The 15,049-nt window shown below is 56.4% G+C and carries 7 protein-coding genes; 6 read left to right on the top strand and 1 reads right to left on the bottom strand.

What is annotated here, in order from left to right:
• Nucleotides 1–127: 127 nt before the first annotated feature.
• Genes BST81_RS00195 through BST81_RS00180 form a run of 4 tightly spaced genes read left to right on the top strand, consistent with a single transcriptional unit; the run spans nt 128 to nt 10,695 of the window.
• Nucleotides 128–3,421, top strand: a complete 3,294-nt coding sequence (locus tag BST81_RS00195) for a non-ribosomal peptide synthetase (protein ID WP_075596525.1) — start codon at nt 128–130, stop codon at nt 3,419–3,421.
• The gene (locus BST81_RS00190) at nt 3,418–7,767 is read left to right on the top strand and encodes an alpha/beta fold hydrolase (protein WP_075596524.1); all 4,350 of its coding nucleotides are present in this window, start codon (nt 3,418–3,420) and stop codon (nt 7,765–7,767) included. The genes BST81_RS00195 and BST81_RS00190 overlap by 4 nt, the downstream gene beginning before the upstream one ends.
• A 47-nt stretch (nt 7,768–7,814) precedes the next feature.
• Nucleotides 7,815–9,116 carry a hypothetical protein gene (locus tag BST81_RS00185; RefSeq protein ID WP_075596523.1) on the top strand — a complete coding sequence of 434 codons (1,302 nt, stop codon included), beginning with the start codon at nt 7,815–7,817 and terminating at the stop codon, nt 9,114–9,116.
• Nucleotides 9,103–10,695, top strand: coding sequence for a pseudouridine synthase (locus BST81_RS00180; RefSeq protein ID WP_253188030.1), 1,593 nt, complete (start codon nt 9,103–9,105; stop codon nt 10,693–10,695). Before BST81_RS00185 ends, BST81_RS00180 begins: the two co-directional genes overlap by 14 nt.
• Here the strand turns inward: BST81_RS00180 and BST81_RS29045 are convergent.
• Entirely contained in the window at nt 10,692–11,483 is a 792-nt protein-coding gene (locus BST81_RS29045) for a Uma2 family endonuclease (RefSeq protein ID WP_075596522.1), read from the bottom strand. The genes BST81_RS00180 and BST81_RS29045 overlap by 4 nt on opposite strands.
• A 94-nt stretch (nt 11,484–11,577) precedes the next feature.
• Here BST81_RS29045 and hpxZ point away from each other — a divergent pair, with 94 nt between their 5' ends.
• The gene (gene hpxZ, locus BST81_RS00170; protein ID WP_075596521.1) at nt 11,578–11,952 is read left to right on the top strand and encodes an oxalurate catabolism protein HpxZ; all 375 of its coding nucleotides are present in this window, start codon (nt 11,578–11,580) and stop codon (nt 11,950–11,952) included.
• Nucleotides 11,953–12,099: 147 nt separating this feature from the next.
• Nucleotides 12,100–14,913, top strand: coding sequence for a PAS domain-containing protein (locus tag BST81_RS00165; protein ID WP_290439406.1), 2,814 nt, complete (start codon nt 12,100–12,102; stop codon nt 14,911–14,913).
• Nucleotides 14,914–15,049: the final 136 nt, after the last annotated feature.

Raw genomic sequence — 15,049 nt, 5'->3', positions numbered from 1 at the left:
TGTCCTTCCGGTTCTGCGGTTCAGGGCAGCGATTCCCCCCTGAATCCCTAAAAGCTCCTTTAACTCATGCGATTCAAACCCCCACTGCACTTCACTGCTGTGGACATTGCCAAATCAGAGGTCAATTATGAGTGCTTTGCCGTTAGATCAACCTGCTACTTTTACAGCTGTTGATTTTGACCCTTTTGCCGGAGGAGATATTCTACTGACAGCTCCTGCTACTGAGCCCCAGAAAGAAATTTGGGCATCGGTGCGCTTAGGGGAGGATGCCAATTGTGCATACAACGAGTCTGTCTCTCTCCGTTTGCGGGGGCCACTGGATGTAACGCTGCTGCAACAGGCTGTGCAGCAACTCGTCCTGCGCCATGAAGCACTCCGGACCACGATCAGTCCTGATGGGAATAACCTCTGTATCCATGACACCCTGGATATTCCGGTGGTTGAGTCTGATCTGTCGGCCCTGTCCTCGGCAGAACAGGACAGCAAAATGAAGAGCCTGTTACGGCAGGCGGTTACCACACCCTTTGATCTGGAGCATGGCCCCCTGTTTCGAGCTCAGGTTTTGCAGTTACAGGCTCAGGATTATTGGGTGATCCTCACAGCCCACCACATTATCTGTGATGGTTGGTCCTGGGGGGTTTTGATTCCCGATCTGGGTCGCCTCTACAGCGCCTTAACCACTGGGGAAGCCGCTGACCTGGAGGATCCCGATCGGCTGAGTGAGTATGCCCTGCAGTTACAGGCAGAGGCTGGCAGTGAGGAGGCCCTGGCCACAGAAGCTTACTGGCTGCGGCAGTTTGCTGGCGCAGTGCCCGTGTTGGATCTGCCTACCGATCGGCCCCGCCCCTCTTTCCGGACCTTTGTTGCCGATCGGCGAGACTATACCCTGGATGGGACCCTGATGACCAGCCTGAAGCAATTAGGGACCCAACTGGGATGTAGCTTCATGTCAACCATCCTGGCTAGTTTCGAGGTCTTTCTCCATCGCCTGACGGGTCAGGAGGATTGTGTGGTGGGTGTCCCTGCAGCGGGACAGGCTGGCAGCGGTCAATACAGTCTGGTGGGGCATTGTGTCAACCTCCTCCCCATCCGCAGCCAGATCGATGGCCATCAATCCTTCAGCGATTATCTGAAGCGTCGCAAGCCAGATATTCTGGACGCTTACGATAACCAGCAATTCACCTTCGGCAGTCTGCTGCAGAAACTTACCCTCCCCCGTGATCCCAGCCGCATTCCCCTGGTATCGGTCATTTTCAACCTGGATCAGGGGCTGGAGGGCGATCGCCTGCCCTTCGCCGGTCTCCAGGCTGAGGTTTTCTCGAATCCACGGGCCTATGAAAACTTTGAATTGTATGTGAATGTCACAGAATTCAAACATAAACTGGTGCTGGAGTGGCAGTACAACACCAATCTGTTTGATGAGGCGACCATCGATCGCCATGCCCAGGAATTTGAAACCCTGTTGCGCAGTATTGTGGCTCACCCGGATCAGCAGATTGGCTGTCTGCCCCTGCTGCCTGCTCCAGAACAAGATCTCCTGGCCCAGTGGCAGCAAACGGAAACCCCCTATCCCAATCACCTCAGTATTCATCAACTCGTTGAAGCCCAGGCAGAGCGAACACCTGCTGCTGTCGCTGCGATCTTTGATCATCAGCAACTTACCTACCAAGAGCTGAACCAGCGGGCCAACCATCTGGCTCACCACCTCCGCAGTCTGGGGGTTGGCCCCAATGTGCTGGTTGGGATTTGTCTGGAGCGATCGCTCGAACTGGTTGTGGGGCTGCTGGGGATTTTGAAGGCGGGGGGAGCCTACGTCCCCCTAGACCCGACCTATCCCCAGGAACGGCTAGCCCTGATGCTGGAAGACTCCCAGGCTCCGGTCCTGTTGACCCAGCAAGGTCTGCTGACCTCCCTCCCCCCTACCCAGGCTCAGGTGCTCTGTCTGGATACTCAGTGGGAGACGATCGCCCAGCAGAGTCCGGCTAATCCCACCTCCCAGACCCAGCCAGAGCATCTGGCCTATGTCATCTACACATCCGGGTCAACGGGCAAACCGAAGGGGGTTTCCCTGAATCACCGGCTTCTGGTCAATCTGCTGCACTGGCAGTTGCAACAATCTGCCCTGTCTGTGGGGGCCAAGACTGTACAATTTACCCCCGTCAGTTTTGATGTGTCTTTCCAGGAAATCTTCTCCACCTGGTCCGCTGGGGGGACTTTGGTGCTGATTTCAGAGGATACCCGCAAGGATGCGGTTGAGTTGCTGCGCTTCCTGAATGAGCAGGAGATCGAACGGTTGTTCCTGCCGTTTATCGGGTTGCAGCACCTGGCCGAAGTTGCAGATAGCCGGGGGATTGCCCCCGCCAGCCTGCGGGAAGTGATCACGGCAGGGGAGCAATTGCAGATCACCCGCTCGATCGCCAACTGGTTCAGTCAATTGCCGGACTGCACCCTATACAACCACTATGGTCCCTCTGAGACCCATGTGGTCACCTCCTTTACCCTGCCGAGTCATCCCAAGACCTGGATGCCCCTGCCCCCGATCGGACGCCCGATCGCCAACACCCAGGTTTACCTGCTGAATCCCCAACTGCAGCTCGTGCCCATTGGGGTGGCGGGGGAACTGTGCGTGGCCGTGGATGATGCCATCCGAGGCTATATTCATCGGCCCGAACTTACGGCTGAAAAGTTCATTCCCCATCCCTTCAGCCAGCAGCCCGGTGCCCGCCTCTACAAGACGGGAGACTTGGCCCGCTATCTACCCGATGGCAACATTGAGTTCCTGGGCCGGATTGACAACCAGGTTAAGGTGCGGGGGTTCCGGATTGAATTAGGGGAGCTGGAAGCTGCCCTGAGTCAACATCCTGCTGTGCGGGATGCGGTGGCTGCTATCCGGGAAGATGTGCCAGGGGATAAGCGTCTGGTCGCTTATGCGGTTTTGAATCCGACCCAGGAGGTTCCCAGCAGTGAACTGCGCAGTTTCCTGAAGCAGAAGCTACCGGAATATATGCTGCCTACGGCATTCGTGCTGCTGGAAAAGATGCCCCTGACCCCCAGCGGCAAGGTGGATCGACGATCGCTCCCCGCCCCCGATACCCTGCGGGCTGATCTGGCAGCCAGTTATGTGGCTCCCCGCAATCCGGTCGAGGAGCAAACGGCAACAGTTTGGGCTCAGATCCTTAAACTGGAACGGGTCGGGATTCATGATAATTTCTTTGAGTTGGGTGGATATTCCCTGCTGGGAACCCAGGTGCTGGCCCGGTTGCGTCAGCTCTTCTCTGTGGATCTACCCCTGCGAGCGCTGTTTGAGGCTCCCACCGTGGCTGAATTGGCCGATCGGGTGGAAACCCTGCGCTGGGTGACTCAAAGCGCCCCACCGCCCTCCGATAGCGCCGCCAGTAACTATGATGAGGGAGAGTTATGAAAACCCTGGATCAATTCCTATCTGAACTGCGCCAGCTTGATATCAAGCTCTGGCTAGAGGGAGATCGGCTCCGCTATCGGGCTCCGGAAGGGACGATGACACCAGAGTTGCTGACGGAGTTAAAAGCTCGCAAGACAGATATCCTGAACTTTTTGCAACAGCTCAATACAGCCTCCCAGGCCCAGCGGCCCCCCTTGGTTCCCTTAGCCCGCCAGGGCACAGCTCCCCTCTCCTTTGCCCAGAAGCGGTTCTGGCTGCTGCATCAGTTCGAACCCGAGAGTTCAGCGAATAACATGCCCGTCGTTTTGCGGCTGACAGGACAGGTGGATGTGCCTGTGCTGGAGCGCAGCCTCAGCGAGATGGTGCGTCGCCATGAGATCCTCCGGACCACCTTCCCCCTGGTCGAAGGGGAGCCCCTGCAGGCGATCGCGCCCCCCATGCCCGTGACGGTGCCGATCGATGACCTGCGATCGTGGCCAGCAGAGGAGCGGGATCAGGAGGCCCATCGGCGGGCCACAGCCCTGGCCCGACAGCCCTTCGATCTGCACAATGGGCCCATGTTGCATGTCAAGCTGTTCCGGCTGACGGATACCGACTCCCTGTTCATCTGGTGTCTGCACTGTATTACGGGAGATGGGGCCTCCTCGGATGTCTTCTACCAGGAGCTGACCAGCCTTTATGCCGCTTTTCTGGCGGGCGAACCCTCTCCGTTACCAGAGTTGCCCATCCAGTATGGGGATTTTGCCCAATGGCAGCGGGAATGGTTGCAGGGAGAGGTGCTGGAAGCGCAACTGGCCTACTGGAAAAAGCAGTTGAGTGGGAATCTGGCTGCGATCCAGCTCCCCACAGATTATCCCCGGCCTCCGCTCCAGACCTATCGGGGCGATCGTTGCCCCCGCATGTTCTCCCTTGATTTGCATGGCAAGCTGTTAGCCCTGAGTCAGCAACTGGGCAGCACCCTGTTCATGACCCTGCTGGCCACTTTTGAAACCCTGCTCTATCGCTACTCCGGCCAGGAAGACATTCTGATCAGCTTTACAAATGCTGGCCGTAACCAGATGGAAACCGAGAAGCTGATCGGATTCTTTTCGGGCACCTTGCTGTTGCGGACCAGCTTTGCTGGGAATCCCACCTTCCGAGACTTGCTCAGCCACGTTAAAGATGAAGCCCTGGAAGCTTATGCCCATCAGGATTTACCCTTTGAGAAACTGGTGGAGGAATTGCGCCCGGAGCAAAACCAGAGTCGATCGCCCCTGTTTCAAATTAAATTCGCCCTGAATCCACCCTGGACCAATGGCCGGGGCATGTCTTCCATCCATCTTCCTGACCTGCAGATCGACTCGTTATTTGGCTATATTTACCACGGTAAAACCAAGTTTGATCTGATTCTGGTCATGCGGGAGCAGGTTCAGGGTCTGGGTGCTGTCTTTGATTACAATGCCGACCTGTTCGCTCCCAGCACCGCCTCTCGTATGATGGACCATTTCCAGAGCTTGCTGGAAGGGATTGTCGCCAACCCTGATCAGCGAGTCCTGGATCTGCCCCTCCTCACCCCTGCCGAGCAACAACAACAGCAGGTGGACTGGAATCAGACCCAATCCCCTGAGCCGGTCGATCGGGCCTTGCCTGCCTACATTGCGGCCCAGGTGGAGGCCACGCCTGAGGCCATCGCCCTGGTGACAGATACCCGGCAATTCACCTATCAGGAACTGGAGCAGCGGGCTAACCAACTAACCCGGGAGCTTCTGGAGCTGGGTTTGCAACCCGGCGGCACGGTGGGGGTATGGCTGGACCCTTCCCCTGAAGCAGTGATTGCCCTACTGGGCATCCTGCAGGCTGGGGGGGTGTATGTACCCCTCCCCTCGTCCGGTGCCCCAGAGCTGTTACGCCGGATTCTGGATCATGCCGGAGCCACGATCGTACTGACTCGAACTGGTTGGGAAACCAGGTTGAGTACCTCTGGGGTTAAAGTCCTTGGGCTGGATGCCACCCCACCCAGCCTCCCCATTCAGGCTATTGACTTCCCGACCCTAGGCCCTGAGCAGCCTGCCTGTCTGCTTTACCCCACCGACTCGGCTGACTTCACTCCGGGGGTCATCTTTACCCATCGGAATCTGGTGCGTCTGACTCAGGGGATTCAATCCCTCCACCTAACGGCAGAGGATACTCTCCTGCACCACAGTTCCCTGACCTCCTTGATGGCAGGGTTTGAAATCTGGACCGGGCTGCTCCGGGGAGCTACTTTGGCGATCGTCCCACCGGAGACCCCCGCCGCACATCTGGGGCAATGGATTCAGCATTACCAGGCCACGACGGTATGGTTGCCTGCCCGCGTTTTCCACCGCCTGGTGGATACCCAGATGGGACAGTTGCAGTCCTTGCGCCACATCCTCACTGGTGGCGACATCCTTTCCGTGCCCCAGGTGCAGAAGGTGCTGCGAGAACTGCCTGCCTGCAAGCTGATCCACACCTACGCCACGATCGGGAATGCCGGGTTTACCTGCTCCTACCCAATTACAGCCCTGGAGGATATCAGTACTGCCATCCCCATCGGTCGGCCTGCGGCCAATACCCAGATTTACGTTCTCAGCAGCCAGCAACAACTGGTGCCCCTGGGGGTGCCTGGTGAATTGTATGTCAGTGGAGAAGGGGTGGCCCAGGGCTATCACAATTGCCCCGATCGCACGGCTGCGCAATTTATTCCCCATCCGTTTAGCTCTATCCCCGGAGATCGTCTGTACAGGACTGGCACCCTCGTCCGCTATTTGCGAGACGGGAATGTGGAGCGAATTGGCGATCTGGATCAACAGGTCATCATTCGAGATTGGCGCATTGAGTTTGGCCGGATTGAAACCATTCTCAGCCAGCACCCTGAGGTGCAGGAAGGGATGGTCCTGGCCGATGGCCGCCTACCCCAGGAGGATAGCCTGGTGGCCTATGTGGTGTTGAATCCAGGGTCCACCGCCACGATCTCAGAGGTGCGGGGCTACCTGAAGCAGAAACTGCCCCTTTTGATGGTGCCCTCTAGGGTGGTCTTCCTGGATGCCCTGCCTCTGACCTCAGAGGGCAGGGTCGATCGGACCTGTTTACCTGACGCCAGTCAGGCGGTGGAAATCCAACCTGCGAAGACCATCACCCCATCCCGGGATGAACTGGAGCAACAGTTGACTCAAATTTGGGAACAGCTCTTTGGGATGCAGCCCATCAGTGTTACGGATAATTTCTTTGATCTGGGAGGGGATTCTCTGCTGGCCGTGCGCCTGTTTGCCCAGATTGAAGCCACCTGCGGGAAGAAGCTGCCGTTGTCGGTTCTGCTGAATGCGCCCACGATCGAGCAACTGGCCCATTTACTTCGTCAAGACAGCCAGGCCAGTGTCTGGTCTCCTCTGGTCCAGATCCAGGCCGGGAGCGAGAACAGACCTCCCCTGTTCTGTATGCATGGGGGTGGCTTCAACGTCTTAATTTATCGCAAGCTGGCCCTCAATTTAGACCCTGATCAGCCAGTCTACGGCTTACAGGCCAGAGGACTGGCAGGGGATCCCACCCCCCTGCGGGAACGTCTGGAAGAAATCGCCGCCGACTATGTCCGGGAAATTCGCACGATTCAACCCCATGGCCCCTATTATCTGTCTGGCCTGTCCAATGGCGGCAACATCGCCCTAGAGATGGCCCAGCAACTCCAGGCCCAGGGAGAGCAGGTTGCGCTTCTGGCCCTGTTTGATAGCTATGGTCCTAATGGGATTCATTTGCTGCCTGCCTTCCCCCGGCTCCTGTCCTCTCTGGTTTATGCCGTCCGGTACAGCTTTCCCCGCTGGCTGGAGAAGCGTCCCTTCTCCGACCCTGGTGCGCTCTGGCAGAAGATGCAACGATCAAACGGGTCCAGACCGACCCCTGCCCAGGCCACAGCCGAATCTGCCCCGGAGGCAAAGCCAGTTTCCCGACCTGCGGCCCGATCGTTCTCCCTGAAGCAGGGCATGAACCGTGTCAGCCAGTATATTCTAGAACATTCTCCCTGGGCCTTTTACAGTCCCTCGGCTCAACTGCGAGATATGGAGGATACGGTCTCCAGCAACCTGAAGCAGTTGGAAGTGTCCTACAGTCGAATTCATAAAGCCTATTCTCCGAAACCCTACTCAGGTCAGATCACCCTGTTCCGATCGCAGGAAGTTCCCCCTGGCTACAGGCGAGAACCTTTGCAGGGCTGGAGTGATATTGCCCAGGGAGGTCTGGAGATTCATACCATTCCAGGCCATCACACCTCGATTATGGAGTCCAGGGAGATGGCGCAAATTATCAGAGCTGAGATGGACAAAACCATGCCATCTGCGCCCACAGTCCCGAAGTAAATCCAGAGAAGTCAATCCAGACAGGTATTCAGTTCTCCATCATCCTCATGTTTAAGTCAAAACTGAGATTTCTGCTGATCCTGCTAATTGTGCCTGTGCTCTACCTTGGTTGGGAACAGTGGTTATTAAGGGTTCCTCAACCCTTGCCTCAACGCTCCGCCATCGCAACCCATTCGACCCTCCCCATCTTCCCTGGAGATTACGCTGAAGTGACGATTCCCCCAGCCAGCGGGGACCAGTATAAATCTGCTGAGTATCGCCTCTGGGTTCCTGCCGGGGTGCCGATTCTCCGTGGCCTGCTGTTCAAACTGCATGGCTGTGGGGATGAGGCTGCTGAAGCAGGTCTGAATCATGCTAATGATCTGCAGTGGCAGGCCCTGGCTGTCAAGCATCAATTGGCGCTCATGGCTGCCAAATTCCCGACCCGTGACCCGGTCTGTGATGACTGGGGCTATATCGATCGGGGTTCTGGCAGAGCCTTCCTGAAAGCGCTACAGTCCTTCGCTCAGAAAAGTGGCCATCCTGAACTGGATCAGGTTCCCTGGGTACTCTGGGGCCACTCCAACGGAGCTGAGTGGGTGACCCAGATGGTGAGAAAGTATCCTGAGCGCACGATCGCCGCTGTGACTGTGCGCTGTGGTGGGTATACCTTCCCATCGGGCCTCGATCGCCAGATTCTGGGCATCCCCCTGCTATGGACGGAAGGAGAGAAGGACCCCTACAATGACTTTTGCCTGAAACCATCTCAGCAAGTTTTTGGTCGTTACCGCCAGGCAGGGGCACTGTGGACCTATGCAGTGGCAGCCAACACAGCCCATGAGGCAGGCGATACTCGTTTCCTTGCCATTCCTTACCTGGATGCCATGCTGACGGCAAGGCTGGCAGCTCCGGGGACTCCCCTTCGCCCTGTTGAGGCTACCCAGGGTTGGTTAGGGGATCCCAAAAACCATGCGATCGCCCCGATCCCTCAGTATCAAGGGAATCCTTTGGAAGCGGCCTGGCTGCCCAATCAGGAAACAGCCCGTAAATGGCAGCAGTATGTCACGAAAGGAAAAATTTCTCCGACTCAAAAACCTGCTGCCCCCACCGATGTTCGGGTTACAAGAATTGGAGCCACGGAAGCCGTTGTGACATGGCATTTCATGCCGGATCTGGAAAATGGGTTGCCATCGTTTCGGATCTATCGCAATCAGGCCCTGATCCAGACTCTTCAAGGTCAGGGGCATAATTTTGGAGATGCCCCCAAGCCACCCCAGGTCGTTCTAGAATATCGGGACCAGCAAGCCCCACCCAATGCGACTTACAGGGTGGCAGCCTTCAATAGCGTCGGCGAAAGTGTTTTCCAATAATCGGATGGATGTGAGGGATTGGTACGAAGGCCGCTGTCCCCGCAGTGGCCAACTGCTGAGGTTGCCTCGCACGACAACTGCTGAGGCGATCGCCTGCGACCTGATGCAACACCTGGCCACCGACCCTGCTTACTCCCGTGAGGGCAAAATGTATGGGGTGCTGCTGGTGGAAACTCCTTCGGGAACGCAACAGGTTTTGAAAGCCTTTTCCGGATTGCTGCATGGGGAAAGTCTGGTGGCGGGCTGGGTGCCCCCGATTCCGGGACGGGAACAGGTGATCCTGGAAGAGACCCGAACCCTGGAACAGTTGGAGGCTCTGAAGCAGGCGCTGATTCAGCTCCAGAGCATCCCGGAACGGCAGACCTATGTGGCCCTGGCCCAGGAGTTTGAGCTGCGCCTGCGGCAGCTTGCCCAAGAGCATGCCCAACGCCGCCACGATCGTCAGCACCTGCGTCAGCAGACGATCGCCCTGTCTGTAGGTGAGGAGCCGTCACTTGCCCTGGCCCAACTGGATGACCAGAGTCGCCGGGATGGCATGGAGCGCCGACAACTGAAACGGCAACGGGATGAGGCCCTGCAGCCCCTGCGCCAGACGATCGAGGCGGCAGATACCCGCATCCAAGCGATCAAGCAGCAGCGGAAAGCCCTCTCCCGCCAGTTGCAAACCCAGATGCATGCGGCCTACCGGTTGACGAATTTTGCTGGGGAGTCCCGCTCGTTGCCAGAGGTGATCGCAGGCGGTGGCCTTCCCACCGGCACGGGGGACTGCTGTGCCCCCAAGCTGTTGCATTATGCTGCCACCCATGGCCTCAAACCCCTGGCCCTGGCTGAATTCTGGTGGGGACCGCCCCTGGGAGACAAAGTGCAGGGGAGATTCTATGGAGCTTGTGTGGAACGCTGCCAGCCTATCATGGGCTTTTTACTGTCGGGCCTGACGCCAACCCTCCCCTCCCTCACGATTCTGTATGAAGATGACTGGCTGCTAGCGGTAGACAAACCGGCTGGATTGCTCTCGGTGCCGGGACGATCGCTCGATCACCAGGACAGTGTCCTCAGTCGTCTGCGCTATGGTCGCTCCGAGGGACTGGACCTGATGCCGGTGCATCGGCTGGACCAGGCCACCTCCGGGATTCTCCTGCTGGCCCGCGACGGGCAGACTTATCGCCAACTCAGTCAGCAGTTTCAGCACCGTCGAGTCCACAAGGTCTACGAAGCGATTCTGGATGGGACGGTTGTTCCCGATCGGGGCACGATCGACCTGCCTCTCTGGTCTGATCCAACCGATCGGCCTTATCAGAGAGTCGATCGACTGCGGGGCAAACCCAGTCTCACCCACTTTCGTGTCATCGCCAGAACTGCGATTACCACCCGACTGGAACTGACCCCTGTCACAGGCCGCACCCACCAACTCCGGGTCCATGCGGCTGCTCCAGAGGGATTGGGAATCCCCATCGTGGGCGATCGCCTGTATGGAGAAGGTTCTGGGGCCGATCGCCTCTACTTGCATGCCAGGGGTCTGCGTTGCCGCCATCCCCATTCTGGGGAATGGGTCCATCTCCATGCCACCCCCCCTTTTTAGGGAAATCCATCCCTGCTGGATGATTCCACCTCGGCCACAGACAGCCCCAGGGCCTCAGCCACCTGTTCGGCACTCAGACCCAGGGCCAGCAATCGCGGAATCGCGGCCAGTCGCGCCTGCCGCTCCTGTTCGGCTTGTCGTTGAGCCTGTTCTGCCTGTCGTTGGGCCTGTTGGGCCTGTCGTTGGGCCTGTTCGACCTGCTGGGCCAGTTCGATCGAAGTCAGAAAAGGCTGTCCATTCGGGGCATAAAGGCGGAGTGCCGTTCCGGGTTGCCACTCCAACCGAATCTGCAGGTGCGGGCTGACCCAACCGGAGAGTTGGGCGATGGGCACCAACGCCGCCCCCTGTCTGATCCAGCCTTCCAGGTTCTGCCGATCGGGATCGTAGATGTAATACTCTTCCACGCCATAGCGCTGATAGAACATGAACTTAAAGTCCATTTCTTCCTGCCCATCGCGGGTTTTGTTGCTGGGAGAAAGGATTTCAAAGACCACCTGAAAAGGAATATTATCTTCCTGCCACTGGCGATAGGACCCCCGTCTGCCTTTTGGGCGGCCAAAGGCCACCATCACATCAGGAGCCTGCCGGGGGGCTGGTGGCACCTGCACCTGCACGGGATACCAGAAGAGATCGGCTGCAATGAAGACATCCGGCACCTCCGCAAAGAGGATTTCCAGATTCTCCTTAATCATGACAATCCACTGGTACTGTTCCGTATTCTCGGCCATGGGTTTGCCATCACTTTCCGGATAAAGGAGATCTTCCTCCGATCGCACCAGGGTGCTCATGATCCATTGGCTCCCGTTGTCACATCATCTACATTAGGTTTCAGAAGAACCACCTTGTTCACTAGTGTAGTCCCGATGGAGTTGCGATCGCGATATGGACATTAATCTCCCAGAGGTGCTGGCAGAAGTGACGGCTGCCTTTGAGCAGTACGAGCAGGCACTGACTGAGAATGATATTCCAGTGCTTGATAGTCTGTTCTGGCAGAGCGATCGGACAATTCGCTATGGGGCGACTGAAAACCTGTATGGCTACAGCGCGATCGCGGCCTTTCGCAGCAACCGTTCTCCCCTGGATCTGCAGCGAACCCTCATGAACACGGTCATTACGACCTACGGGCGAGACTTTGCCACGACTAACACAGAATTCCGACGCACCCAATCGGGCAAGGTTGGACGCCAGAGCCAGACCTGGGTTCGAACCTCAGAAGGCTGGCGAGTGGTGAGTGCCCATGTCTCCTGGCTGACCTAGTCGGTTATTTAGAGGATCGATTCTCTCTTAGGATCAATGGGCAAAAAAACGCATCTGTCTTAAGGTAAATCATTGCCGATAGTTTGAGGTGATTGGTCCTTGCTTTCATCCAGTTTCAGCTGGCTTGCCCGTCAATATGGCATTGCTGTGCTCATGGTTTCTACGTCACTCCTGCTGATGTTGCTTCTGGAACCCTGGTTTGAGGTCAGCAAATCCCCCTTTCTGCTATTTTTCAGCGCTGTTATGCTGAGTGCCTGGGCCGGAGGATTGCAAGCCGGAATTACCGCAACGATCCTGGCTGCCCTTGCCAGCACCTACTTTTTGACCCCACCTTTTCTTTCTTTTACCCTGGATTTACCTGGCTCTGCTCGCCTGGGTCTGTTTATCCTGCAGGGGCTCCTGGTGAGCGGATTGTGTGAGGCCTTGCGGGTAGCAAGATTAAACTCCGAAAAGAGCACCCGGCAATTGACGGATACCCTGGAAAGTATTTCGGATGCTTTCTTTACTGTCGATGCGGATTGGCATCTGACCTATGTCAACTGCCGTTTGGAAGAAGTAACCGGTCGATCGCGAAAAGAGATGTTGGGGTGTCTCTTCTGGGAGGTGTTTCCGGAGGCGGTTGGATCAGCCTTTGGTGAACAGTATGGTCGGGTGATGGCAGAGCGAGTCACTGCCACTGTGGAGGCCCCAGCGCCCGATGGGTCTGGTCGCTGGTTCTCGGCTCGGGCTTATCCTATTGTCAATGGTCTGGCTGTGTATTTTCATGACGTGACTGAGAAAAAGAGGGCGGACATGGAACTGCAAACCAGCCAAACCCTTTTGAATTCTTTGCTGTCGAGTTCTCCGGTTGGCATTGCGTTTTTGGATCAGGATTTGCGCTATCTCCATGCCAATGAAGCCCTAGCCACCATCAACGGCTTGCCTCTAGCCGACCATTTCAACAAAACAGTCTGGGATCTTTTACCCGCATGGGCTGATCTTGTTGCCCAGATGGTGAAACAGGTGATTCAGACCGGTGAACCTCTCTTAAATCAGGAATTTCAGGGGGAAACCCATCCTCCAGGGGTGATCCGCCATTGCCTGGTCAACTATTATCCGGTTTACCTCCCCGATGGGCAGCGGGGGGTTGGGGTTTCCTCCATGGATGTGACTGATCTGAAGCGATCGGAGGCGGCCCAGCAATTTCTGGCCGAAGCCAGCCAGGTGCTTTTCTCTTCTCTGGACTATCAGACCACGTTGGCCAGTATTGCCCAACTGGTGGTGCCCAAATTGGCTGACTGGTGTACAGTCCACATTGTGGATACGGCTGGGGGAACGCGGCAATTGGCAGTTACCCATGCCGATCCGGAAAAGATTGCCTGGGTGAATGAGCTGCAGCAACGTTATCCTTACAATCCGCAGGCGACGCGCGGCGTTGCCCAAGTCATTCGAACCGGACAGGCGGAACTTTATCCGGAAATCTCCGACGCTTTGCTAGTCGAGGTGGCCCAGGATGAGGAGCATCTGGCTATTCTACGGAGTGCAGGCTTTACCTCGGCTATGGCGGTGCCGATGCAAGTCCGCGATCGCACCCTGGGAGCCATTTCCTTCGTGACGACAGCATCGGGGCGGCACTACAGTCAGGCTGATTTAAACCTGGCCGAAGAACTGGGACGACGGGCAGCCCTGGCGATTGATAATGCCGAGTTGTATGCCGCAGCCCAACGGAACCGGAGCAATGCAGAGGCGGCCAATCGGGTGAAAGATGAATTTTTAGCCGTCCTATCCCATGAATTACGATCGCCCTTGAATCCCATTCTCGGTTGGGCCCAACTCCTGCGGACCCGTAAGTTCAATCAACAGATGACAGAGCAGGCGCTGCAGACGATCGAGCGAAATGCCAAACTGCAGGCCCAATTGATTGAAGACTTATTAGATGTCTCTCGCATTCTTCGAGGCAAGCTTTCCCTGGATTTCCAGATCGTTAATCTGGTGAAGAAAATTGAGGCCGCCATTGAGACGGTTTATCTTTCTGCTAAAGCCAAATCCATTCAGATCCAGACCCAGTTTAATCCAGACGCCAGCCTGGTTGCAGGGGATTCGACCCGACTGCAGCAAATTATCTGGAATCTGCTATCCAATGCAGTCAAATTTACAGCCCCAGGGGGGCAGGTCGTTGTTAAGTTGTCCTTAGTCCTTGGTCCATTGTCATCAGTCCTTAGTTCTGCAACACATCCAGCTCAAGTTACGGATCACAAACGACAAATGACAGATGACCAAGGACAAATGACCAATAATAAATATGCCCAGATCACCGTCACGGATAATGGCAAGGGCATCAGTTCCGATTTTCTGCCCTATGTGTTTGACTATTTCCGCCAGGAAGATAGCACCACAACCCGAAAATTTGGTGGCTTAGGACTGGGGCTGGCGATCGTGCGTCATCTGGTAGAGTTACACGGGGGCACCGTTGCTGTGGAGAGTCCAGGGGAGGGGTTGGGTGCTACCTTTACAGTCTTGCTCCCGTTGTTAGCCCAAGATGAGGTGGCCATGCTTCAGAACAAAAAACAACCTTTGGGATCAGGGGTTCAGTTTCCACCTCTGACTGACCTCAAGATTTTGGTGGTCGATGATGAAGCTGACATGCTGGAGATGACGGCAATGCTGCTCCGGCAGGAAGGGGCGATCGTTTATGAAGCAAAAGCAGCAGAAGTTGCCCTGGAGATCTTGCAAAAACAGCGTCCTGATATTCTCTTGTGCGATATTGGCATGCCGAAAATGGATGGCTATATGTTGCTGCAGCGGGTGCGGAGCTGGCCGACAGAGTCTGGTGGGCAGATTCCAGCGATTGCCCTGACAGCCTATGCAGGAGAAGCCAACCGCAAGAAGGCCCTCGCTGCAGGATTCCAGCTCCACCTGGCTAAACCTATCAATCCGGATGAATTGGTACGGGCGATCTCAGAGGTGATGCAGCGTGATTGATTGGAATCAATCATCCTCACCCCTCCAAAAACCAACTTAGGATCACGAATTAAATAAGATGAACAATTGGGGTGCAGGGGCGTTGCCACTGTTTGGGGGCTTCGCCCCCAAACCCCTACGTTATTTAATTCTCATT

Source organism: Leptolyngbya sp. 'hensonii' (genome assembly GCF_001939115.1).
Lineage (GTDB): Bacteria > Cyanobacteriota > Cyanobacteriia.
The sequence above is the reverse complement of the archived record's forward strand: the minus strand, read 5'-3'. Positions and strand labels throughout refer to the sequence as shown.

What these genes read in the sequence shown, in the direction of transcription:
- hpxZ (WP_075596521.1), top strand. Translation starts at nt 11,578, where the DNA reads ATGGACATTAATCTCCCAGAGGTGCTGGCAGAAGTGACGGCTGCCTTT.
- BST81_RS00190 (WP_075596524.1), top strand. Translation starts at nt 3,418, where the DNA reads ATGAAAACCCTGGATCAATTCCTATCTGAACTGCGCCAGCTTGATATC.
- BST81_RS00195 (WP_075596525.1), top strand. Translation starts at nt 128, where the DNA reads ATGAGTGCTTTGCCGTTAGATCAACCTGCTACTTTTACAGCTGTTGAT.
- BST81_RS29045 (WP_075596522.1), bottom strand. Translation starts at nt 11,483, where the DNA reads ATGAGCACCCTGGTGCGATCGGAGGAAGATCTCCTTTATCCGGAAAGT.
- BST81_RS00185 (WP_075596523.1), top strand. Translation starts at nt 7,815, where the DNA reads ATGTTTAAGTCAAAACTGAGATTTCTGCTGATCCTGCTAATTGTGCCT.